Source organism: Nostoc sp. WHI (genome assembly GCF_015714725.1).
In the GTDB taxonomy this organism is placed as follows: Bacteria; Cyanobacteriota; Cyanobacteriia; order Cyanobacteriales; family Nostocaceae; genus Nostoc.
In genome coordinates, this window is the sequence record NZ_WBKM01000278.1 from 1 (window position 1) to 23,352 (window position 23,352).

Genomic DNA, 23,352 nt, shown 5'->3' on the forward strand with positions numbered 1-23,352 from the left:
TCGCCCTTTATCAACAATCCCTCGCTCTCAATGAACAAATCGGCGATGTCCCAACCAAGGCAATAACGCTGTGGTGGTTAGGGCATATAGCAGAACAACAGAGTAATTACAATCAAGCACTAGATTATTTGCAACCAGCCTTGGATATATTGCAGCGTATCCAATCTCCTCATGCTGAGAGAGTTAGGCAAATGGTAGCGAGAGTGCAAGATTTAATTCGTAATTCGTAATTCGTAATTCGTAATTGAGAAAGTCAGAATTGAATTTGGCTTTTCTGGTTGGCAGCGATCGCGTATTTTGAAGAATTGGTAGAAGCGATCGCCCCTTTTGCGTTCAGTTGACTCATCCACGAGTCTTTGATACTCGCGGGAGAGTCTTTGATACTCGTCGGCGAGTCTTTAATACTCGTGCGAGAGTCTTTGATACTCATCCACGAGTCTTTGATACTCGCGGGAGAGTCTTTGATACTCGTCAGCGAGTCTTTAATACTCGTGCGAGAGTCTTTGATACTCGTCGGCAAGTCTTTAATACTCGTGCGAGAGTCTTTGATACTCGTCGGCGAGTCTTTAATACTCGTGCGAGAGTCTTTGATACTCGTTCAGCAGTTTTTTAGACTTGTGCCTTGGTTGTCGGAGATTGCGATCGCTATAATTCACCCCGAAGCACTGGCGTGTAATGCCTCGATATGTTCTGCGATCGCCCTTTTTAAACAATTCCCTACCCAATACAGTTCGGTTAACGTGTTTATTCCTCGAAGATCCCCCCAACCCCCCTTAAAAAGGGGGGCTAATATCTCTTTTACCCCCTTTTTAAGGGGGTCGCCACAGGCGGGGGGATCTTATCCGAACGGTATTGATTCCCTACCATCCAATCACCCCCAATACAGTTTGGTTAAGGTTTCTTGATGAAAAAGAAAGACGCAATAAATCGCCGTCACGACGAAAGATTGATATTGTAGAGACGGCGATTTATCGCGTCTTGCCTTATACCGAACCTGCATTCTTCGGTAAATTATGAATATAAATTACCATGACCAAGTATTTCCGCTCCAATGTTGATGCAATGGCTAGCTATATTCCTGGTGAGCAACCAGGGCGCGGTACACAGATCATCAAACTCAACAGCAACGAGAATCCCTATCCTCCTTCCCCTGCGGCTCTAGCTGTGCTGCAAAATATCGATGGGGAATGGTTGCGGCGGTATCCAGAACCATTCGGGGAGGAGTTTCGGCAAGCTGCAAGTAAAGTTTTGGGAATTCCTAGCGATTGGATAATTGTCGGAAATGGCAGTGACGAATTGTTGAGTGTGGTGATTCGAGCCTGTGTAGAACCTGGGAAGAAAGTAGTTTATCCGATGCCAACTTACGTGCTATATCGCACATTAACAGAAATGCAGGCTGCGGAAGTTATTGAGATTGCCTACAGCGATGACTACACTTTACCTCTGGAAAAACTAGCTGCTGCCAATGGATCTGTGACATTCATTGCGTCGCCCAACAGTCCATCGGGGCATGTGGTATCAACAAATGATCTGCGGAAATTAGCCAGCCAGTTATCTGGAGTTTTAGTGATTGACGAAGCATACACAGATTTTACCGAAGAGAATGCATTGACTTTGGTAAAAGAATATGAAAACGTCATCGTGATTCGGACACTTTCTAAAGGGTACTCCTTGGCAGGATTGCGACTGGGCTTTGGGGTGGCGAATCCCAAACTATTGCAGGGATTGTTTAAGGTGAAAGATAGCTACAATATTGATGCGATCGCTTGTGCAGTTGGCACGGCTGCTATTATCGACCAAGCTTATAAAAATGCTTGTGTGGCAAAGATTAAAGCATCGCGGACTAAGTTAGCAACAGACTTGAAACAATTAGGTTTTCATATTTGGGATTCCCAAACAAACTTCTTGCTGACACAGCCAAGAGAAGGAAACGCAGAATATCTTTATCAAAAACTAAAGGAACGAGGAATTTTAATCCGCTACTTCAAGCAGCCTGGACTAGATGATAAATTACGAATTACTGTTGGTACTGATGAACAAAATCAGGCTTTAGTGGAGGCGCTAATTTATTTGTTGGAGGGTGGAGACAAGCAAGATTGAGAGGAGAGGAAAGGATCTAACTGACTTTTCACGTCCTATGCAAAAGCCCATAAAAAACCTCCCCTCTCCTTAGTAAGGCTACGGTGTACACACAAGTCAAAAAAAGCTCGATTTCTCATTGTTCTCTCGTTCCCATGCTCTGCATGGGAATGGCTGATTAGGGGCTGCTGCCTCCAGTTAGACATTGAGCCAGAGACTCAATGAAGGCATTCCCAGGCGGCAGCCCAGGAACGAGGAAACAAAGACTTGAAAACCAAGCGCTGCATAGCATATATGTCAATACGGTTCAGATAAGGTTTTTTAATGACAGACCCTACGCCGACAATATTATTCCTTTGTAGAGACGGCGATTTATCGCGTCTCTTGCCTTAACCGAACCGTATTCGCATATATGTAGTGCGATATATCGCGCCCAGAGTGTCTTGTTAATAACCTTGAGTCCCTTCTTTTCAGCCACGCGGCGAGAAGAGATGTTTCTTCTGCGAATCAGGGAAATGACACGATCGCTTAATAATATCAAGTTCGGATAATTACTTATAATAAAGGTGGAATCGTTGCAGTGCATCTATCGAACTTGATATAAGATACAGCAGAATTAATGAAGATAGCAAAACTCCGTCGCAGCTGTTGTTAGCTTGCTGCGGCGGAGAAAGGAAAAATTAAAACGCCAAGGTGAAGCAGGTGAAATGCTTGCGCTACAAGGATAGAAAGTAAAATTAAGACGTAAATTTACCTTTTACTTTTTATCTTATATCTTTTACTTTTTACCTGGTCTCACCCTCGGCGTTTCCTACTGTGCTAGATGTACAAAATATATAGTTTTTAGTTGTACTGAAAAGTATTCTAACGATCAGTTTTTGTGTATTATGTTAAACGCTAAACTCAAACGAGTCCTCAAAAAACTTTGATGTGCGAGCATTTGGGCGATCGCTACAGAAAGTTAAAGAGAAAATAAATAAAAAATTAAATTTAGTATAATCCTTAGTCACCAGTAATTCGATGAGTATGGAAGTTTAAGCTTAACTATTGACTAATCCCTCAAAAACTTTCAAGTATTTTAAAAACAACTAGCTCATTATGGTGTTTGTGTTCGTCGCCAACGAGTAAAGCTATAGACACCAGCAGCCAAAATTAACAAATAGGGACTATAAACAATTAACCAAATACCCAATTTCAGTAAGCCAACCGTAAACGTACCAAAGGAGTAAGTAGAGTTATTCCAGGTTTCCTGAATTTGCGAACCTAAGGCAGGTTGTGGACTTGCGCTAGACATTGCTGCTTTTAGGTTCAGGGTAATAGTAGAATAAGCAACTTGATTTTGTAAGTTTTTCAATTGGGCATCAATTTGTTCTATTGATTGCCGAACGTTACTCAGTTCTTGGGCAACAGTTAGCACATCTCTTACCGAACCAGCGCGATCCATAATTTTTTGTAAATTGGCTTCGGTTTTGCGTAGATTGGTTAATCTAGCTTGGAAATCTACTAAGCGATCGCCCACATCTTCCGCCGTAATATTACGATTCTCTACTGTGCCTAATTTAGCTAGTTCTTCTAGAGTAGGTTCTAACAGGTTCTGCGGTAAGCGTATTTGTATTGATGCAGTATGACGCGCGTTTTCCTTTGTGGGCTGTTGTTCTTTTAACCCGATCAAGTCACCTTGCTGTTTATTGATAATTTGCGAGACGGCATCAATACTTTTATCTACAGAGTTGACAATCAGAGTTATTGCTGCCTTTTTGATTAATTGTGGGCGCTCACGGCGTACTGGTGCAGCTTCTGCCTTTAGAGACGCATTCTCAGCAGTCTCGGCAGATGGTGCGCCTTGATTGGCTTGAGTTGGAGCTGATGACTGATTTGAGGGTTGAGAAACAGAAGCACAACTGGTAAAAATTATCCCTCCCAGTAGCGCACTCACAAATAAAGCTGATTTGCGTGGTAATTTAGTCAAGGCGTGCATAATCTACCCCCAGATGGATTAAGTTAACCTCAGTATCGCTGAGTGAAAAACTTAAAGGTAGCATTGTTGCTATTTATGTAACAGGGAGACTAAATTTTTCCTGTTTAACTTGTCATGAATGAACGTTGCTTTTAATTAAACGGTGCAAAAGACGACAAGGCCACAAGAAAGCTCCACAGATACTTACTGAGGCAATGACAGCGACAACTCGCCAAATCGAAGTAGGTGGAGTTGCAGACTCTGAGGGCTGAACTTGTGTGTTTTTAACTAGTTCTGGCAATGAATGAGATAGCTGACTGGCTGTACTCACCCCTTCAATCGCCGCTCCAATTAGATAAGCTGCTAGGGCAATTACTAGCCAGTAATTCATCATATTGCACTGTTTGAACAAGGAGCGGATGCTTGGCAGTGAGCAATCATTTGGTTTCTCGTATTAATGATTGCCGCCCTGCCCGAAGGATAGTCTACCTTCAGCCGTATCGCGAATTAGAGGCAGTTTAGATTTTATATAAGTATTGAGGGTGCTATCTGCCTGCGCGTCAAGCCCCTGCTTAACTTTTAACTGCTGGAGGAGCAATTGTACTAAAGCAGTATCATCAAACTGGAGCAGGGTGCTGACCTGTGTAGACTCGATTACAGCCCAAAGCTGTTGCATCATTTTGGCACTGACCATGAGTCTGTAACCTCTTAAGCTTTTCTTTATATTTGCACAGAATTTGGAATTTGTGGTTAGTTTTTATCTCAATATTTGTAAAGATGTAGGCTGAAAACGCCTGAGTAAGTCAATAAGGCTAAGTTATGGCGTTTTTCAATTGATTGAAATATAACACTCCCCATTCCCTGTCCTTAGCGCTATATAAATAAAGAAAATTTTGAAAAGCCACAATGCAGACATACCTAAGCATCAGCGCTTTTTGTTGAGCTAAACTTCAGTCGTAGTCAGCTACTTTTGCTAAAAGCCTATTGTGAAACTCTCACACAAGAAGCTTGTTGAGCAGAAGGATCGGGATAAACTGCTAAAGTGTGATATTCAGGGCTACCTGTTCCATATAGGACTCGAAAAGTATACAACTTGGTTTTACCTTGCCCTTCGGTAACAACTGTTAAAAGTGTATTGCTAGTGTTAGGAAGCCCAGGAATATCCAGTTTGGGAATTCGTCTGAGTTGAATTACATTTGCTGCTGAGTTTTTACAATCTTCTACACTAGTATTAGGTTTTTCCCCAAACTGCATACATACCGGGCCATCAAAATCTATAGTTACTTGTGATGGATCGTTTAACCAAACTTTTTTAATTACTTCTCCAGCCGGAATAAAGCTTAAGTTTGTTCCTTGCTGATACGAAACATTAAGGGTAGGTATTACTCCCCCTAAACCCTGTGCTTGACAGGAAAATATGGAGCGTAGAACAGCGTTGTTAGCTACAGCGCGGCCTACCAACAAGAACATAGCAACCGAGAAAATGAAGGAAGCTATAGGTAGGAAATAAGAGTTATTTAAGGTATTTCCTGACAAGTTAGTTTTATTTTTCATGGTTGCAAATGGAGAAATTGGTAGATAGAACAGGGGGAGATAGATAAAATGGGCAGAAAACTAATTACCAATCACCATTATCCAATCCAAAGTTGGTATAAATCTTACCTCCTAAAGCTGGGTTGTTTGGTTAACATATAGTTCAACATTTGTGCCTGCTGGCAAAAACCAAATATTAGTTTGTTGCGACGCCTGGGCGATCGCTTGTTGATTACGTTGGGCAATTTGGGGTACTACAGAGTTCAAACCACCTTCCAAAACCCCAGCTGCAAGGTTGCGTCTGTTCTCAGTAATAGTAGTAGGATAACCAAAGCCGTTGTTGTTGGTGTTGTTGGCACCGTCGTTAGTATCGTTGTTGGGATTGTTGTATGGTGCATACACAAGTCTGGTATCAGAACGATTTACTAACTCTGCTGCTTTACTAATACCTCCTAAAACAAATAGTCCTATATCCATTGATGCTATGGACGAACTTTGACTGGGAAATTTATTTGCTATAAAAGGTTTACCTTTGGGAGCGCGAATAATAATTGCATTGTTAGGTAAGCTTCGTTCTATAAGGTTGCCATCATTTTGCGAGATAACTTTGACTACGTTCATCTGCAAAAGACCTTGTTCGGAAAGGGAACGAATTTCAGCTAGGAATTCAGTGTTTGCAGGTACAGCGATCGCACCATCCCTAGATTTTAGCGGTTCTTTCAATTTGACAACAAATACGTTTTTCTCTTCCTCTCCTTCGCTACCCTTTTGTCTAGTAGTTTCACCAAATATAGCTGTTGCCAACACAGCTTTGGCGCTAGTCCCTACTGCTACAGATTTATCTCCCTGCGGTTGCCCTTGGCTCACTTCAGGAGTTGGGTCAGTATTGGAAGGAGGCTGTTCCTGTGGCTGCGTATCGTTTGCAGGCGCAGGAACAGCTGCAATGTTATTAGGTTTATCAGTAACATTTACTTGACCGTAGCTACCTAACTTTGCTAACCTTGTCCACTCTTCGAGTGCAGTTGGTGGGGGTGGTGGAGTTATGTTGACTACGGGTTGAGGGTCTGGCTTGACAACTGGTAGCTGGGGTGATGGCATAGGTTGAGAAACAGGCACTCTCACGATGCGCTCAACTGTGACTGTTCGAGGAACGTAAACTGTTGGTGGGGGTGTTGGGATCACTCTTTGAATACCTCTGGAAGAAACTGGTGGTGCTGGTTGTAAGGCTACTGTCGGCGTTGATTTAGCAATTCTGAGCCTTTGTTGGGCGGCTTTCACCGATTCTGCTTGTTCACTCAGGGCTAATTTTGTTTTCAGAGTCTCTACTTCAGCTTCTAACCGTTGAGCGTTAGATTCATTAGTTGGCTGCGATCGCACTTGTGGAGAAACAATATTTGGTTTACGACTGCTGGGATTCATCAATTGGGTCAAAAACACACCAGCCACCAAAACTACAGCTAAGGTAGCAGCTCCTACCAAGCCTAACTTTGCAAAGGGATTAGATGAGAGGGGCTGCGCTGTTTTAACTTCTTGTGGTTGAGATAACGGTTGCTCAGTACTAGAAGCAGAGTCTTCTGATGGTTGGGTATCGGTAGAAGAAGATTCTTCTTCAAAGCCAACCAACCTTGCCATCCGTGATTCCCAATCGAAAGATTCTACAGATTGTAGTTGGCGATCGTCGGTGGTTAAAGTATGTAGATTTTTTGGCGGAGTTTCAGCTGGAATTGAATATCGTGTCATGGTAGAGCTTGGTTTAGATTTCCAGAACAATTTTTATCTTGGATTTCACAGACATTATAAATTTCTAGTCTAGCTTCTCCAAGGCGGTAAGCTGCGAAGTGCGACGGCAGTGCTGCATTTGGTAGTGAAGTTGCTGGTTCATCTATTGCTCTAACCAATATTTGTTTATTAAACGAAATTGATTTTCCTAGCCTATCATAACCGCTAAATACTAATTGATTGGCAAGCATCTCCACTTTCCACTTTCCATCGCCTATTTTTGTAGGTTGAGAAATTTTTTGGATTACTAATACGTTCTCTGCTCCTCTATTAACATTTTCAAACTGGCTATCTGGATTTAAGTTAGTAATTTCTGACTTAAGTTTTTGTTTAAGATCATCAGCGACTAGTTGGGAGGTAATTTCCCAGATTTGGGTTGGTGGCTGTTGCTGTGACCAGGTGAGCATTAAGCTCATACTTTCACCCACAAAGCGCCGAATAGCCTCTGGCTGTCTCTCTAAATTTGGTTGAGGGTCTACGGTTATAGTGCGACCATCAACCAGTTGCACTAAAGTTTGAGGTGTGAGTTGTCGGTCTAACTGTTGTAACATAGACCTGTGAAATACTAATAACAGCAAGGTTAATATATGTAATCCAAATGTTCCCACTGCCAACAGTGGTAAGGGGCTATTTCTCTTATTTTCTGTGTTTAGTAATTGCATTAATCAATTTATTTATTATATAGATTGAATTATCATCAAGGAAATTAGAAATCGATTATCTGATAAAGCTATCAGATGTTTGTCCAGTTCCGCATTGTTTTCTATTATCTTCGTTAGGATTGTTGTAGTTATCTATCAAACATAAGTTACGAATCTCATAAATTTCTAGTTTATCAGCACGGATACTATAAATTGCTTTTTGCAGAATAGTGCCATCGGTTTGTGGATTAGCGAAATAATCTGCTGCACGGACAAGGAAATCTTTGTTAAAAGGAGTTATGATTTTTGCATCACCAACTCGGTTTTTTTGAATTAAGTCGGCTACCATACCCACTCGCCACTTCCCTGGTGCAATTTCTTCTGGCGGATAAACTCGTTTAATAACTAATTGTGATGTCATACCTTGGATGGGATTTTCCGAGAAAACTTCTGGCGGTGTCATTTCTGCAACTGTGCTTAAGAAACCTTTGCGAAAGTCTTCTGATAAAGCAAAACTAGCTATCCAACTGCTGGTACTAATCTTTTGGCTACCGCCTTGAGTTGTTCTAATAAGTATTCCTAAGTCTGATTTGGGGTTTGCGACTTCTTCAATACCTTGTGGTGGTAAGGTTCCCGACCAGTTAAACATTGATATCATCGTTTTGCTGATGAATTGGCGAATTGCTTCTGGTTCTCTTGCTAAATCATCAATATTAGCTACTGGTTTACCGTCTATTAATTGCACAAAGTTGGGAGATTTTCTGAGACTAAGTTGGCGAATATTTAGCCCTTGAAATATGAATAAAAGTAAAACTAATATGTGTAAGCCGAAGGAAGCGATCGCAAAAATTGCTAACACACTTCCTGTTCTTTGTCTTCTTTCTAGTAAACGCACCATTTACTCACCTCCTGTAAAAAATTAGCTATTATATATGATAATTTTTATCTAGTCACTAATCAGGACACTTGCCAAAATTAAGTTTATTCATTTTGAATTTTTTATTTTATATCCTCTCCTTTACTAAAGAAGCCGTATTGCTGATAGCGCTGAAGACTGCAAAACCGCCAGCAGCAGCCACAAGTAACGATACAATTGGTGCTAAAATTCCCAGAAAAATTATAAACCACATTAAGTCTGGATCAACATTAACATCTTGACCTGGCCCGTTTACAATAACTGCGGCAGTCAGTATAGCAATAATATTAAATGAAATCTTGGCGATTCCAATAGATAAAAATCCGGTCAGCCATGCAAAAATTGGTTTACCAGCTCCAGGTAGTAAAGATCCACCTACAGCTATTGGCCCCAAAGCTGCTATCAGCAACATAGTGGCTTCTATCAAATTCTGGAAAGCATATTGTAAGGAAATTAAAAAGTTTTTAATACTCGTTTGGACTGTAGAACCTAACAAAGAATTAAACGAGGTTTCTGATACAATACCAGTGCCATATCTGATATTATCTACCTTAGTTTGTAGTCTAATTATCCAGTTCTTACTTCCGTATGCATCTCTATATTGTCGCCAGAGAATATTTAATTTTTCAGCAGCTTGGGCAAAGCATTGACTTTGTTGTTCGCCAGTAAGCGACTGACAAGGACGTAACAAAGAACCAGCGACTTCTTCGGCAACACTCATATTCAGTGCTTGCTGGTATGTATTATCGGCATCTGCTGTTACTAATACTTGCTGATTTACACCGTTTAAAAAATTCCGCACTCCCAATGTCAGAGTAGAAAGTATACTTCCGTCGCCTGAATTACTTAAAAGTATCACCACCAGAAAAGGCCAAATTAAAGATGATATGGGACGGGTAAGTTCGTAGGATAATAAGTCTCTGAGGAATTGTACCATAAAAAACAACAGGGTTCCTACTGCAAAAAAAATACCCAGATTTGTCAACGATCCATACAAGTTATCACTGGTGTTATTTTGTAATAAATCTAGCCATTGTTTGTCCCAACCTTCGGCAATACTTTGGGAGGTTGCGACACCCGTATCGAGAATCTCATCAATACCTACTTGGGCGTCTAATTGGGCAAAAATTAGTTGAATATAAAGTTGCATTTTAAGTTTATAGGCTGTTTTTTAGATTTCGTCGTAGGGTACGTTAGGAAAGTAACGCACTATTGCGGCTGCTTTCGGTGCATTACGCTGTCTTATTGATCCCCCCTAGCGCTCCTTAAAAAGGGGAGAATCGAAATCAAAGTCCCCCTTTTTAAGGGGGATTTAGAGGGATCTAAAACGTTTTGCTAACGATAAGAGGACTTTTCAAACATTCTCTAAGGATTTTTAAAATTGTGTGGAAAATTAGAATCTTTAATCATGAAATTCTAATTATCAACTTTTCTACCAAACAAATCTATTTGAGAAGTAGCTCGTAAAAGTCGCGCCGCCTCTGTAGATGTTTCTACTCTACGAGCGCGATTTGCCTCTTCTGCTTGTTGAGAAATGTTTGCTAAATTTAAGTTGGAGTATTGCAAAGACTGATTGTTTTGTAATGACTGAGCAAATGTTTCAGCTACAATTTTTACTTGTTCCTGTTGAATTTTCAGAATTTGCACTTGACTAATACCTAACAACTCTGCCAAGTTAGAAAGAACTTTTGTTTCAGGATTTGCATTACCAGCAGCAAGGCCGCGAATTGTAGAGAGAAATCTATCATTGCTTTCGTCTGTTTCCTGGGCAAATCCTGCAATATCTTCCAAGCTTTTCTCAGTATTTTCTAATTTCGCTTTTGTCCTAATTTGCCCATTTCTACCGAGAACACTTTCTGCTGCTCCACGGCTAATTACACGATTGAGTTCATTACTAACTAAATTTCCCCGCACGACTGAATTATTCTCAAAGCGGTTTGATTTAGACTCTAAACGATAAGAGTAGTTAATCAAATCATCACGAACCTGTTTTCCCGCAGCCACCGGGTTAGGTATATTCAATTCTCCCGTGGCACCACTAAGTCGACTCTGTACTTCATCACGTTTTAAGTTGTCACTCAGATTATTTTGAAGGTAATCTTGCAAATCTGTGGAATATGATTGAAAATCAGTCCAAACCTGGCCTAATCCGCTCTTGACTGTCTGAATTTGGGCGATCGCTGGTATGATTGCTAGAGATAGCAAAGTAAAAGTCAAAATGGTAGTTTTTTTCATACATTTAGTAACCTCAAAAGGTAGGGAAAATTATCTAGTGAATCAAGAATTTAGTTTGATAAAGTGTTATTTATTAACTTTTTAAATCACTCAGAACTTAGGCAAACAATAGCCGAAACCCTTATTTTTGGGTAGGGGCAATACCCTGCGGGAAGCCGCTTTGCGTCTACATGAATTGCCCCTACCGCATGTCGATTTGCGTAAATCCTATCAATGTTAACTTTCCACAAATATCCTCCTTGATTAACTACCACGTAGTGTAGCTATTAACTGACGTGCAAATGTAGAAATTGCTTCATATTTATCACTATGAAGTTGCATCATTTTGCTACGTGCAGTTTGTTCAGCAGGGTTATTCGCAACTGCTGCCAATTGTTCATAACCTGGATAGTAACGGCAGAATGTATAAATACCGTTATCATCTAGTAGCCATTGGCTATAAATACCTTCTTTGCGGGGAAAAAAGCTTTCTGAAGCATTACGAGAAATAACTTGGCGGGGATATTTCAATATCTCTGCAAAGCTATCCACTGCAACCGGCTGAATGCGTCCAATCAATCGTGTTGTCAAGTTTTGCAAAATTTTAGATGCAGCTTTGGATCTAGCAATAGTATCAGGATCTTGTCCTGATAAAATAACTCTAATCCCAGCTTTAGCGCCGTTAGCGCAAATTCTGCCAACTAAGTCAGAAATTTGCTCGAATTCAAATAGAATTGGTGCTTCGTCAATGAAGAATATAGATGCTGGACTACTTAAGGCACGTCGTAGTGCTGCTGAATAGGCGCTCAAGGATAGTACGGCTGCATCTTCACTATCTGATAGGTTTCTGAGAGCAAAAACTAAAAGTTGTGCATCGGTAGGAAAGCTGGATGGTGCAGAAATGGCTTGTCCCACGCGGCTAGAAAGCCAAAACCGCAAGCGCAGCTGAATTTGACTCAGGCCGTCTTCTACTCTGCCACTTAAAGAATCTAGCTGCAAATGTTCTGGTGAACAAAAATAGAGAAAATCTTTCAAGGTAGGGGTTTTCTGCCAAGCATGAGTGCCGAATCCTCCCGCCATCGCCTCTCGATATCGCTCTTTTATCCCCTCATCTCTAAAGAAAGCTTCTAATGCTAAGTTGAGCAGCGATCGCACGGTTTGCGATAAAATTTGACTTTCAGTAGATGATCCTAAAACCATCGTCATTAACGCTGATTCTAGGAAACCAGTATAATCGTTAAAGCGATCGCGCTGTTGTTCTGGATCTAGCGATCGCAAATCTGGCTGTTCAAATAAATTATTCGATTGTTTGGAGATATCGAAATATGCTCCATTCCCCTCCATAAACTCTGTGTAGTCAGTGAAAGTAGATGTTCCATCAGGTTTCGGGAAATCTAACGCCACGACAGGAATCCCATGCGCCAAAGCTTGAGTTAAAATTCCAGATACCAATACCGATTTACCTGCGCGAGTTGTAGCAAACAAAGCTAAATTTTTATGCTGATTAAATAAATCTAAATGTATGGGTGTTCCGCCTTCTTCAGCAATCAACTCAAAGCCTTGTTTGTCGCCTTTTTTAGTTAACACTAAAGGCATTAATCCCGGAACTTCACTGGTTAAATATAGCTGGCGACGGTTAAAAGGTGTTGCTAACAAACCTTCCCAAACTATTGGTAAAGTTTGCAGCCAAATTTTCCAGGCATACTCAGTTTCTCTAATTACTCTTGCTGGACGTTGAAAACAGTTTTCAATATATCTTGTCGCCTCATCTAATCTCTCTACACTCGGACGATGTACCAAAATGACGACACTCGTATAAATCGGAACTGCACCTTCATATAATTGTTCTTGTGCTGCTACCGATTTCTTTAACTTTAATTGAGCGTTGACATCAATGGTTTTACTTTTTTCTTGAGCCATGATTGTCGTCATGTTCGACTGCTTCAAGACTCGTTGCAGGGTAGTTTTAACCACTGCTGGATTTGCCGCAGTCAACTCACAAAAAATCTCTGTATCTACTACTGTTTCTCTAGCCAACAGTTCCCACAAATAGCGCAGTTGGACAGATTTATTTGGCCAACCTCCGGGTTTTTCTAGAAATGACAGTGCGCCAATATAACGATTGTTAACATTAACCCACCTGCGATCGGCACAAGGTACGCTAGACTCCATCAACAAGGTTGCACCGTGAACATTGTCGATAAGCAATCTAGTACTAGCTAAATCTGAATTAACTTGTTCGTGCAGTCCTTGTTCATCTAAAGTCATTAACTGAGGAATATCTATTGCCTCTGTATCATTAAACCTTTTCCAGACATCCTCCCAGAGTTCATCAGCTTTCAAAGGTTTAACATCCAATCCCATTTGGTTAGATAAAATTTGTTCCCAACGGAGAAAACCCTGTTTGTAAGCATTTGTGATCAGGGTTTCAATGCGCTGGTTTTCTACTTCTGAGAGTTCACCTTTAAATTTCAACCACCATGATTCAGCTCTGACTAAAAGCTTCTCTATCCAATCATCGGCATGTTGCGAGTTGGATTCAATGGTGTAAGTGACATAAATCCGCAAAAATTTTGGCTTACGAATACCAGAAATAGTCAATTCTTTGACTCTAGCTCTTTCCGCCATCAACAAATATTTAATATCTCGTGATGGGGCATTTCTGATTAGTGATGCTAATTCTTTCTGCCGCTCTTTATCTGAACTAAAAGATCCCAAATGCAGTGTCATTCTTTCACCGCTTGGGATGTCTTTCAATCCGGCTTCAATGTTATTAAAAAGTGTATCGATTTGTTCTGGTCTTAAAGTGGTATGAATTCCCTTACAGTCAAAACCAAAAACAAAGCAGAATCGATCTTTTTGAGTGCCTTTTGTCAAAAGGTAAGCACCAATATCACGTCCATTCATTGCGACACGTAGCATCGTCGCCAAGTGTAAGGCATCTTCAAATGGTGTTAATCTACTTTCATTTCCGGCGACGCTGACGCTTTGTTTTCCGATTTTTTGCTTCATGGTTAACTTCGAGTAAGCTTTGATAACGAGCAAAGCCTCTTGTCCAAGCAGGAACGCCAATAAATTTACTTAAAAAGCTCCAACTTCTACCACCAGTTAAGATCCACCAAGTTCCGATTCCCCAACCAGTAATTAATACTGTCCACAACCATTTTTGAAACTCTTCTTGGAAAAGACCGCCAAAAATTCCATTGATGATAAAGTAAGAGACTAAGGCAATTACCGTCCAAGGAAGAATTTGATCTGCTGGAATTGGTCCTAATGAGGGCTGGCTTCCCAGAACTTGATTAACTGGACGAAATTCTTGTTCCCGCTCTTGAGACATTTGAAATATCTAAATTATTTATTATCGCCGATTATAAAGCGTGTGAGTACATCAGCAATGGTAACAGCAACAACGACTAATAGGGGAGTTCTGGCGATACTTTGCCAATCTTCATCTTTACGCACTGCGTTAATCACACCAACTAAGGAAATTGCAATATAGAGTAAGTAAATCGCCCGCAATACATTAAATATCAAACTTACTGCTGTGTCAGCACCACCAGCATTTGTTGTTGAACCATCTTGTAGGGTTCTTTTGAAAAACTTTTCAGCTTCCCCAAAAAACTGTGCTTGCGCGGGGGCTGCAAAATAGTCTAACCAATATAAAGCCAGGATGATGGCTGCTGCTAAAACTTGTAATAATATTAGCGATCGCCTTGGTAAATGTACCTGCTGCCCAATTTGCTGTGTGATGACTGCAATTAAACTACCAACTAGTAAACAAAAAAGCAGGATAGGACTTTTTAGGCTGATAACGCTTACGAATACAGCACAAGCAATCAAAAAAGGTACAGATTCAACCAGAATAATCCGGCCGGATTCCAGTCCCAGTCTTAACTTATGAGATCCTTTGACTGCACTACCAGTTAAAGCTTTGAGAAAGTTTCTCTCGTGAGAACTTTGTCTAAACATTTGCTAATTTTCCTATGTTGTACTATGAGTGTTGGTTGTCTAAAATTTTACAGTTATTTACAATCTAACATGATTGAACATTTATTTTTAATAAAATTATAAATTTAATCGTAAGTAAGTCGGCGGGAAAATTCCTAAGTATGTAACGAAAGCTTAACCAGAATTATTCGAGTTAAATTTAACACGTTGTGTACTGTATTTTCCTTTTTCTCCTCTAGCTTGAACACCATCAATTACGGCATAGGCAAGTTCTAGCTCATCGTCAAAAATTTTTCCTGCCAGTTCATCCTTTTTCAGATGTTGCCATTCCAATTCAATCGGATTCATTTCGGAGCAATATTTGGTCAAAAAGAAGATGTACAAACCCATCTGTTCCCACTTTGACCATAACTGCTGAACTTCCCGACATCGATGTATCGGCCCGTTGTCCTGCACTATGACTCTGATGCGCCCCATCTTTTGGGTATCAGCAGCTTCTTCCTCCATCATCTGGATATAAGATTTTCTGTCAACACCTCCGATAACCAGACCGTAAATAAAGCTGATTATTGGTTGAAAAAATCCGATAATGCTTAATCTGCGACCACGACGCTTGGTTTACTCGATACGTTTTTGCTCACTTCGCTGGTAATAAGTGTAACCAGGCTCACTTTATACACAAAATCCTGATTCGTCTAAGTATTTTAGGTCTATTTCTCCGCTAGCAGCAGCTAATTCCAACATATCTAACTAAGTCTGCTTGCTTTTTTTCCCGTATTACGGAGTCTTGTTTTCCTTTATGACAAATTCAAAGCTCGTTTCCAAATGATCCCCTTTTTTTGAGTACCCGTCTTAATCTATCGGGACTCAGTTTTATTTGGCGATGCCTGCGGCGGGCTGCGCCTACGGTAAGAAGTTTTTGAGTTAACTGAAGACTGTTGTATGTTCGTGGTTCTTTTTTGAGACATTCTTCCAAAAATACTATGTCTTCTTCGGTGTATTTCGTTTTGCCCCCACGAAGAAAGTTTATCCCAAAGTCCTTGTAGACCAAGCTTTTCCCATTTATGTAAAACTTCTCTTACTGTTTGTGGCGTCCAGTTAAAATGAGCAGCTATTTTTTCAACGTACCAGCCATCTGCATTCAACCTGATGATCTCTGCTCGATCTTAGACTTTCTGCGGTGCATCCGCAGTTCTCAGATTTAATAGAGTTTTATCCTGCTCACCAGTCAGAAATACCCTTAAACGAGCGCCTATGTCTTAGCCACCTCGGTAGATGCATTCTCCGTATTTACTTATCTTTACATACTTTGGTTTTTTCAAGCCGACTTACTTATACATGGTAGCGGCTGTTTTTAGTCTTTGAACTCAATTTTCTTATCCCGGTTTTCTGTTCCATTGATACTCACACCCCTTCTCACACTTTTCGGTGAATTATTAAGTTCGCCAACAGTATCTTCTACAGGACTTACGCAAACAATACCCGAAACCTTGATTTTCAGGTAGGGGCAATTCATGAATTGCCCCTACAGCGTGTAGTTTTGCGTAAGTCCTATTCTACTCAAGAAAAACTTTTGTTACCTTTGCGTCGTCGAGCTAAAGCTAGCCCTAAGGTTGCAGAAATCAACAACACACCACTGATTGAAGGTTCGGGAACTTCTTGAGTTGGTTGATTCGTTGTGGTTACGTTGACTTTTAAGGCAAAAGTATCAATCCCATTACCAAAAGCTCCTAAATCACCTGTGTTGAGTCTTACCTCAAATTGTCCGAGAAACTGAGTTGTCGTACTACTATCATTCAGTTGAGATAGATAACTGGTTTCAAGCACTAAATTGCCGTCATCAAACCAGCTTCCTTGCGCTGAATTATAAGTAACAGGAGTAAGGAAATCTATTCCATTATTGATGCCAGAGATAAAGTTACCAATATCGACTCTCCATTCATTGATCGCTTGTCCTCCTAGTCCAATTTCTGGAGGAATAAATCCAGCATTAGAACCTGTAGTCAGCAAGAAATCTAAGTTATAACTATTTGAGGTAACTTGTTGAAGAGCGGTAGTTAATGTAAGGTTGGAAAAAAATAAACGAAAATTAGAATTAAGGGAAGCGGTTGTTTGCTCAAAGCTCAAGTTTGAAGCTTCGTGACTAGCTACCGCACCGACTGGTGAGATAACGATAAAAGCTGCGTCAAACTTATCTTCTGAAACTAAGTCTTGCGTCTGTGCTCTAGCCGTTTGATTAGTCAGGAAAGTCAAGGTTAAGGAGAAAAAGGCAGCTGTCAAAGTTGTACGGTTAAAAATATGCATAAAACATTCCAGTGGATTTTTTGGTTCAAAGGACAATTTACTTGAGTAGTGTTAAGAAAAAGTTTTCCACTTGTTAAGGTTTTAAGAATTTCTGGTTAAGGATTAGTAGTTATTAAATTTATTTCTTGTTGCTGATAGAGATAATAATAATGACCTTTGGCAGCCATTAGTTGTTGATGGTTTCCTTGTTCTATAACTCTGCCAGCATCCATCACGACAATGATATCTGCATGACTTACAGTATTCAAGCGGTGGGTAATAAAAAATACCGTATCTCCCTGGAATTCTTTGGCTAAGTTGAGGCAGACTTGTCGCTCTGTGGGATAATCTAAAGCACTAGTGGCTTCATCTAAAACTAGTAACTTTGGTCGTTGTAAAACAGAACGAGCGATCGCAATTCTTTGTCGTTGTCCACCGGAAAGTGCTGCACCCCGTTCTCCTACCCGCGTGTTGTAACCGTTGGGTAAGTTCATGATAAATTCGTGGGCAGCTGCGACTTTTGCCGCTTCAATAATTTGCTCAGTTGTAGCATCGGGATTTGTCAGTGCAATATTTTCCTGGACTGTACCATCAAATAACAACGATTCTTGGGGAACTACACCTACTTGTCGTCGTAGCGAATAAAGTTCGACTTTGGAAATATCATAGCCATCAATCAAAATTCTGCCAGATTCTACTTCATAAAGCCTGAGCAGTAATTTCATCATCGTACTTTTACCAGATCCACTTTGTCCGACGATGCCGATAAACTTTCCTGGAGCAAAGTCGAGATTGACATTAGAAAGTTGCAAAGGGCCACTGGGTAAAAATCGGAAGGAAACATTATCATACTTTACTGCCCCTTTAATGTCTGGTAGGGGAATCTTTTGGCGGTCTGTTTCTGCTTCTTGTGGTGTATCAACAATATCACCTAAACGCTCTAAAGATAAAGCAGTTTCTTGGAAGCTTTGCCAAGTTTGAGCTAGACGCAATATTGGGCTGGTAACGTAACCGGATATAATTCTAAAGGCAATTAATTCACCGAGCGTTAATTCTCCTTGCACAACTAAGTAAGCTCCCATCCACAAAACTAGCAAGCTACTGAGTTTGTTGAGAAAGTCGCTAGTAGAATTGGCAAGGGTAGAAGTAACTACAGTTTTAAAACCAGCTGCAACGAAACGAGCATAACGCTCTTGCCAGGAAAAGCGCGATCGCAATTCAATATTTTGCGCTTTTACTGTTTGAATTCCTGACATGACCTCAACAAAATAAGATTGAGTTTCGGCATTCCGTTCAGCTTTGGCGCGTAACTGTCTGCTAATAGTCGGAGAGGCAATTAAATTGATAATGACAAATACTGGAATTGTCCCTAAACCAACTAAGGTGAGTTGCCAACTATAAATCAGCATCACACCAATATAAACCACAGAGAAAACAGCATCTAAAACGACTGTCAAAGCAGTACCAGTCAGGAACTGCCGGATATTTTCTAATTCGTTAATTCGAGTAGATAGTTCACCTACAGGTCGGCGTTCAAAATAACGTAGTGGTAACCGCAGCAAATGGTCAATAATTTGTGACCCTAAACCCATATCGATGCGGTTAGTGGTATCGACAAATAAATAAGTTCGCAATGTGGTCAGGACGGCTTCAAATACCCCAATAACTAATAGCAGTACTCCTAAAATGTGCAAGGTATTAATATTATTTTGAGTAATAACTTTGTCAATGATTAATTGCACGATCAGGGGATTTGCTAGTGCTGCTAGCTGAACGAAGAAAGAAGCAATTAATACTTCTATCAGTACTCGACGGTGACGTGATAGATAAGGAAGAAACGAGCGCCAACTAAAATGCTTTTGGGGTGTTTCTTTAGTGGAAGCAAGCAGTAATACCTGGACTCGCGGAGGTAAATTGGTTTGATCAGCATCTAATTGATCAACAAATTCCGTGGGTTTGCAGCGGATGATTCCCTTGGATGGCGCACCCACAACAATCGTACTGGCATCGGCTGCATATAAAACAGCATAATTATTACCATAGCGAATCAATGCTGGTGCGGGAATAAGTGTGGCTGCGGTGATGGGTAAATCTATTAATTGCGCTTTGAGTCCAATTAACTCTGACAAGTAAGCACAAGCTTGAAATGATATATTTCCCTGGCGTTTAAGTTGTTTAGATAAGATGCGACGAACTACTTCCCGACGAAATGGCATTTCCAAGTGCTTTGTGAGCATTTGGAAACAGGCAATGGCTACATTTAGTTCTCCCTTACCAGAAAAGAATGGGTATTTTTTACGTTTTTGTGAACTTTTGGATGGGTAAGGATTTGAATTGGCAATTTCTTCTGGTGCGTAGGGAATTTCTAATTCATCTGCAATCTGCTGTGGCTTATCATTAATTTGGGGTTCTACAATTTGGGGTTCTACTTCTGGAAAATCTTGCAATAGCAAATCTGATGGTCGCAGCCCAATCAAACGTGCTGGAATTTCCGCTGTGAGTTTGATAGTTTCTCCAACATCGTTCAAGTTTAAATGAGAATTAGGTAATAAATTTGCAACATTACCACTACTGACAAACCAGATATTCTCCTTATCTAATTGTGTGATTGGAGTTATTCCTGGAGAGAGGTAATGTATTGTAGCTCCAACTAAAGCTTTTTCAGCTAACTCTTTAAGATTTAAAACAACATTAGCTTGTTTTTCTGCTTGCGACTTGAGAATGTCAAAAACTTCTGCTAAATAACTTTGATTTGTGCGAATATTGGCAAAGTCTGGATAACAAGCAAGAAGATTAAAATATTCTGCTGCACTTAAGGTTAAACATACTACTTCTGTAGAAGCGATCGCCAACTCACAAGCTACGCCACGTAACAAACTAATTTCACCAAGAGAGGCTCCTGGTTGTAATAATTTTAAAGTAGTTAGCATTTGCCTGTGCAAGTCGTATCCTAATAAGCGTACTTGTCCTTCGTAAATAAATATTACTTGTTCAGGAAGTGTTTCATTATTAATGACTATCTCACCAATGCGATACTGCCTAATTTGCAATTGTTGTGATAAATTGGCGAGTACCTCATCTGGTAATTGGTCAAATCCTTCTGTAGTAGTAAGAAATTTAGTAGAGATGTCCTGAACATAAATCATATTAAAAAATAAAAAATAATTTCTTATTTTCAAGCCGATAGCGATTTTTTTGTCTTTAGTATTTTTAGCTAAATTCAATTAACCTTTTAACTGGTGACTTAGACACCAAGCAGTACTTAAAGAGCTTGGATACTAGAGTTCATAACATTAATAAAAAAGGGTTAAGTAAAGGATGAGACAGATAGAGTTTTCTTTTATCCTTTAGTTAACCCTTTCTCCAGCATTTGCAAAAGTACTCTTTGCAGGAGTTGTAATAAAAGGGTATTCTAACGGCTGTTATTCGTTAACAATCGTGAAGCCTTCATAATCAGTTGCTCCACTTGAAGCATTGGGTAAATTGACTGTGCCAAGTAATCTGGCGGTTGCAAAACCAGCACCGTTAACACCTGTGGCAGTACCCAAAGTTAAACCTGGTGCATCGTGCTCGTCTTGGTAGCCTGTGATCTCGTAGACTTGCCCATTCTCCAGCAAAGCTAACAGTCTTTGAGTAGGGCTGGTAGAGGTGATAGCATTAGTAAATGCTAGTCCAGAATCTTGGTTGAGATTAAGAGGAACAGGTGGAGCTGAAGGATTTGAAGGATTTGGAGGATTTCTCAGCACAATCGGCGCAGATAGCTCACCAGTAAACAGATCAACTTTGTACAGGTTATTTCTGGTAGTGTCGCCTGCAACGTCATCTAAGTTATCGAAATCGCTAGCAAAAGCGCGAGTACGACCAGGATTAAGATTATCGATAGCTAACCCATCAGCAAATTTTCCAGGATTGGTAGGTGCACTTCCTTGTATTTGTGCAGTGGTAGTAGCTGTACCGAATCTATCTATAAGAGTAGTAACTCCAGTTCCAGTAGTAACTCCAGGAATTTTGTAAAGCGAGCTTCCTACCGGTACTCCGTTACTGGTGGTATCATTGCCCGAAATGTTGTACAGAACATTAGTCGACAGTATCGTTCCAGTTGATGAGGTGTCACGCCCAAAGTCAGCACCAGAGTCAAACCCAAAACGAAATACATTAATAGGTGGATTAGGTGGATTATTAGGTGGATTAGCAGGTAATGACGAACGCGTTATTAATCCATTTGATACTGATTTAATCTGTGGAGCAAAAGTCACATCAATATTGTTAACCACAACAACATCTGGATCAATTGTTGGATTTGGTAATGTTGTTGAAACGCTTGCCCGTGCTTCATTAACGGCACTTACCCTTCCAGTACTGGGGTTAGTTCCTAGTCCTTCTAAGTCGTTGTTCTGACTATTCAGAGCAGGAATCCGACCTACAAATAGAGGAGTAGGATTGAATGGGTCTACACGAAAGCGGTAAACTTCGAATTGTGTTCCAGCCGTATTCGGATCGCTATCCGTATCTCCGACTGTATAACCGTAAAGAACCATGAGAGTTTTCTCCTTAATTTCGACTTGTTAACTTCTGGGAGTATTCCAAATATCTAAATCGTCCTTCAATTGGAAGTCTGGAGGACATTTGCGATAACGGAAAAAGCCCATAACATACTGCCTCAGCTACACAAACAAAGCTTGTTATGACAGATGAGATTGCAGAGAAGTGTCTGAGATACTTCTAAGGTCAATATACTTGTGGACTATTAAGATAAAATTTCCTACCTATTAAAGTTTTATTAATTTTTGATTAAGCTTTAGGTAGTGGTAAATATGTAGTGAAAATAAATTTAGGCACTACAACAAGAATTATAATGATGAATAAAATACCAGATAGCACCAATGTGGTTATTTAGCTTTTTAGAGGATGTTTGAAAAGTATTTGGCTGTGATTTTAGGCACTGATAGATCCCCCCTAACCCCCCTTAAAAAAGGGGGAACTGGAATCAAAGTCCCCCTTTTTAAGGGGGATCTATAACGTTTTGATACCTACAATAGGACTTTTCAAACACCCTCTTAGAGAGAGATAAAGTCTTTCTAACCAAACGAGCAATTCTTTGACGCATTGTATTGTTAAAGCAGGGCAAACGCATCTAATTTTATTTGACAAATAACCAGTTATGGGGCATTATATTTACGGATGCGACTAGCATCTTCATGGAATGTCATGTCTAGTACCCAATGCACGGAATTTTCCATAACATTATAGTGTTGTTCTTGTTAGCGAAATTTAACAACTATTTAGCTATAGCAGTCTTAAAAGATTCGTGAAATCCTGACTTTATTTCCATTGCACGTTAGCGGTAGCTTATGGCAAACTTCTGCGAGTCTGCATTAAGGTAAAGTGATTTTCATAATTCAGGTAAAATTGCCATCCCAAAATAAGTAGGTAAGATTAAACATGGTCATTTTATGTTTAATCTTACCTACTACTTCTTGAGAATACTATTTACTTCATGAAAATAGTTGTCTAAAATCTACAAAAATAGTAACTTTTTTGAATATTTGAATAATTACAGAAAAAGTATGATAATCTATACCACCCATATCATAAAAACTATATCATAAAAACACGAAATATTTCAAACTACCAATTGGCTTAACCTAAGCTTTAACTAATCCTAATGTTATTTGTTTAAAAATTTTATATCTATATTATTTCCATTGCTAACAAGAAACATACGAAAAAATCATGGCTGATGCATTTGCATTTAACCTCTCAGACCTGAACGGCGGCAACGGCTTTACCATCAACGGCACTGCCAGCAACGCCTTAGGCACATCAATCAGCAGTGCCGGAGACATCAATGGCGATGGCATCGACGACTTAATTATCGGCGCATCAAGTGCCATCTCTGGTGCAGGGCAAAGCTACGTAGTATTTGGCAGCACCAACGGCTTTAATAGCGCCTTAAACGTCTCCGACCTGAACGGCAGCAACGGCTTTACCCTCAACGGCAG

General features: G+C 40.2%; 19 protein-coding genes and 2 pseudogenes. 4 read left to right on the forward strand and 17 right to left on the reverse strand.

Translation table 11 applies throughout. The features are described from left to right. From F8S12_RS27890 to hisC, 3 genes and pseudogenes are all read left to right on the forward strand, one after another. Positions 1-230: pseudogene (locus F8S12_RS27890) on the forward strand (tetratricopeptide repeat protein); the annotation flags it as partial. A gap of 126 nt (positions 231-356) precedes the next feature. Beyond that, the gene (locus F8S12_RS41060) at positions 357-905 is read left to right on the forward strand and encodes a hypothetical protein (protein WP_230968326.1); all 549 of its coding nucleotides are present in this window, start codon (positions 357-359) and stop codon (positions 903-905) included. Between the two features lie 124 nt (positions 906-1,029). Next, entirely contained in the window at positions 1,030-2,100 is a 1,071-nt protein-coding gene (gene hisC / locus F8S12_RS27900; RefSeq protein ID WP_196519526.1) for a histidinol-phosphate transaminase, read from the forward strand. 1,075 nt (positions 2,101-3,175) lie between these two features. Here hisC and F8S12_RS27905 read toward each other — a convergent pair. From F8S12_RS27905 to F8S12_RS27985, 17 genes and pseudogenes are all read right to left on the reverse strand, one after another. Next, positions 3,176-4,057 carry a DUF4349 domain-containing protein gene (locus F8S12_RS27905; RefSeq protein WP_196519527.1) on the reverse strand — a complete coding sequence of 294 codons (882 nt, stop codon included), beginning with the start codon at positions 4,055-4,057 and terminating at the stop codon, positions 3,176-3,178. 112 nt (positions 4,058-4,169) lie between these two features. Next, complete coding sequence (locus F8S12_RS27910; RefSeq protein ID WP_196519528.1) at positions 4,170-4,430, reverse strand: hypothetical protein; 261 nt, start codon at positions 4,428-4,430, stop codon at positions 4,170-4,172. 60 nt (positions 4,431-4,490) lie between these two features. Next, the gene (locus tag F8S12_RS27915) at positions 4,491-4,730 is read right to left on the reverse strand and encodes a hypothetical protein (protein WP_196519529.1); all 240 of its coding nucleotides are present in this window, start codon (positions 4,728-4,730) and stop codon (positions 4,491-4,493) included. Between the two features lie 287 nt (positions 4,731-5,017). Beyond that, the gene (locus F8S12_RS27920; protein ID WP_196519530.1) at positions 5,018-5,590 is read right to left on the reverse strand and encodes a hypothetical protein; all 573 of its coding nucleotides are present in this window, start codon (positions 5,588-5,590) and stop codon (positions 5,018-5,020) included. A 111-nt stretch (positions 5,591-5,701) separates the two neighbouring features. Beyond that, positions 5,702-7,309 (reverse strand): TrbI/VirB10 family protein, encoded by a 1,608-nt coding sequence (locus tag F8S12_RS27925; protein WP_196519531.1) that lies wholly within the window; start codon positions 7,307-7,309, stop codon positions 5,702-5,704. Continuing rightward, complete coding sequence (locus tag F8S12_RS27930; protein WP_196519532.1) at positions 7,306-8,010, reverse strand: hypothetical protein; 705 nt, start codon at positions 8,008-8,010, stop codon at positions 7,306-7,308. The genes F8S12_RS27925 and F8S12_RS27930 overlap by 4 nt, the downstream gene beginning before the upstream one ends. Positions 8,011-8,065: 55 nt before the next feature. Then, a complete protein-coding gene (locus F8S12_RS27935; protein ID WP_196519533.1) occupies positions 8,066-8,887 on the reverse strand; it encodes a hypothetical protein in 822 nt (273 codons plus the stop codon). A 106-nt stretch (positions 8,888-8,993) separates the two neighbouring features. Beyond that, a complete protein-coding gene (locus F8S12_RS27940) occupies positions 8,994-10,055 on the reverse strand; it encodes a hypothetical protein (RefSeq protein ID WP_196519534.1) in 1,062 nt (353 codons plus the stop codon). A gap of 266 nt (positions 10,056-10,321) precedes the next feature. Beyond that, positions 10,322-11,140 carry a hypothetical protein gene (locus tag F8S12_RS27945; RefSeq protein ID WP_196519535.1) on the reverse strand — a complete coding sequence of 273 codons (819 nt, stop codon included), beginning with the start codon at positions 11,138-11,140 and terminating at the stop codon, positions 10,322-10,324. Between the two features lie 243 nt (positions 11,141-11,383). Beyond that, positions 11,384-14,131 carry a hypothetical protein gene (locus F8S12_RS27950; RefSeq protein WP_196519536.1) on the reverse strand — a complete coding sequence of 916 codons (2,748 nt, stop codon included), beginning with the start codon at positions 14,129-14,131 and terminating at the stop codon, positions 11,384-11,386. Then, on the reverse strand, positions 14,085-14,456 hold the full coding sequence (locus F8S12_RS27955) for a hypothetical protein (RefSeq protein ID WP_196519537.1): 372 nt from the start codon (positions 14,454-14,456) through the stop codon (positions 14,085-14,087). Before F8S12_RS27955 ends, F8S12_RS27950 begins: the two co-directional genes overlap by 47 nt. Positions 14,457-14,470: 14 nt before the next feature. Continuing rightward, positions 14,471-15,088 carry a hypothetical protein gene (locus F8S12_RS27960; protein ID WP_196519538.1) on the reverse strand — a complete coding sequence of 206 codons (618 nt, stop codon included), beginning with the start codon at positions 15,086-15,088 and terminating at the stop codon, positions 14,471-14,473. A 153-nt stretch (positions 15,089-15,241) separates the two neighbouring features. After that, a pseudogene (locus F8S12_RS27965) lies at positions 15,242-16,323 on the reverse strand (IS630 family transposase). 98 nt (positions 16,324-16,421) lie between these two features. Further along, positions 16,422-16,583, reverse strand: a complete 162-nt coding sequence (locus tag F8S12_RS27970) for a hypothetical protein (protein ID WP_196519539.1) — start codon at positions 16,581-16,583, stop codon at positions 16,422-16,424. Positions 16,584-16,627: 44 nt separating this feature from the next. After that, positions 16,628-17,371, reverse strand: coding sequence for a PEP-CTERM sorting domain-containing protein (locus F8S12_RS27975; protein WP_196519540.1), 744 nt, complete (start codon positions 17,369-17,371; stop codon positions 16,628-16,630). Between the two features lie 95 nt (positions 17,372-17,466). Then, the gene (locus F8S12_RS27980) at positions 17,467-20,496 is read right to left on the reverse strand and encodes a peptidase domain-containing ABC transporter (protein WP_196519541.1); all 3,030 of its coding nucleotides are present in this window, start codon (positions 20,494-20,496) and stop codon (positions 17,467-17,469) included. Between the two features lie 276 nt (positions 20,497-20,772). Further along, positions 20,773-21,888 carry a hypothetical protein gene (locus F8S12_RS27985; protein ID WP_196519542.1) on the reverse strand — a complete coding sequence of 372 codons (1,116 nt, stop codon included), beginning with the start codon at positions 21,886-21,888 and terminating at the stop codon, positions 20,773-20,775. Between the two features lie 1,195 nt (positions 21,889-23,083). On the opposite strand from F8S12_RS27985, the gene F8S12_RS27990 reads away from it, so the two are divergent. Beyond that, the coding region (locus tag F8S12_RS27990) for an integrin alpha (protein WP_196519543.1) at positions 23,084-23,352 on the forward strand (269 nt) is incomplete at its 3' end.

Excerpts from the sequence above, each read along its gene's own strand:
- F8S12_RS27915 (WP_196519529.1), bottom strand. The coding sequence starts at position 4,730 with ATGGTCAGTGCCAAAATGATGCAACAGCTTTGGGCTGTAATCGAGTCT.
- F8S12_RS27945 (WP_196519535.1), bottom strand. The coding sequence starts at position 11,140 with ATGAAAAAAACTACCATTTTGACTTTTACTTTGCTATCTCTAGCAATC.
- F8S12_RS27950 (WP_196519536.1), bottom strand. The coding sequence starts at position 14,131 with ATGAAGCAAAAAATCGGAAAACAAAGCGTCAGCGTCGCCGGAAATGAA.
- F8S12_RS27985 (WP_196519542.1), bottom strand. The coding sequence starts at position 21,888 with ATGGTTCTTTACGGTTATACAGTCGGAGATACGGATAGCGATCCGAAT.
- F8S12_RS27955 (WP_196519537.1), bottom strand. The coding sequence starts at position 14,456 with ATGTCTCAAGAGCGGGAACAAGAATTTCGTCCAGTTAATCAAGTTCTG.
- F8S12_RS27960 (WP_196519538.1), bottom strand. The coding sequence starts at position 15,088 with ATGTTTAGACAAAGTTCTCACGAGAGAAACTTTCTCAAAGCTTTAACT.
- F8S12_RS27970 (WP_196519539.1), bottom strand. The coding sequence starts at position 16,583 with ATGAATTGCCCCTACCTGAAAATCAAGGTTTCGGGTATTGTTTGCGTA.
- F8S12_RS27925 (WP_196519531.1), bottom strand. The coding sequence starts at position 7,309 with ATGACACGATATTCAATTCCAGCTGAAACTCCGCCAAAAAATCTACAT.
- F8S12_RS27940 (WP_196519534.1), bottom strand. The coding sequence starts at position 10,055 with ATGCAACTTTATATTCAACTAATTTTTGCCCAATTAGACGCCCAAGTA.
- F8S12_RS27980 (WP_196519541.1), bottom strand. The coding sequence starts at position 20,496 with ATGATTTATGTTCAGGACATCTCTACTAAATTTCTTACTACTACAGAA.
- hisC (WP_196519526.1), top strand. The coding sequence starts at position 1,030 with ATGACCAAGTATTTCCGCTCCAATGTTGATGCAATGGCTAGCTATATT.
- F8S12_RS27910 (WP_196519528.1), bottom strand. The coding sequence starts at position 4,430 with ATGATGAATTACTGGCTAGTAATTGCCCTAGCAGCTTATCTAATTGGA.
- F8S12_RS27935 (WP_196519533.1), bottom strand. The coding sequence starts at position 8,887 with ATGGTGCGTTTACTAGAAAGAAGACAAAGAACAGGAAGTGTGTTAGCA.
- F8S12_RS27920 (WP_196519530.1), bottom strand. The coding sequence starts at position 5,590 with ATGAAAAATAAAACTAACTTGTCAGGAAATACCTTAAATAACTCTTAT.
- F8S12_RS27930 (WP_196519532.1), bottom strand. The coding sequence starts at position 8,010 with ATGCAATTACTAAACACAGAAAATAAGAGAAATAGCCCCTTACCACTG.
- F8S12_RS27975 (WP_196519540.1), bottom strand. The coding sequence starts at position 17,371 with ATGCATATTTTTAACCGTACAACTTTGACAGCTGCCTTTTTCTCCTTA.
- F8S12_RS27905 (WP_196519527.1), bottom strand. The coding sequence starts at position 4,057 with ATGCACGCCTTGACTAAATTACCACGCAAATCAGCTTTATTTGTGAGT.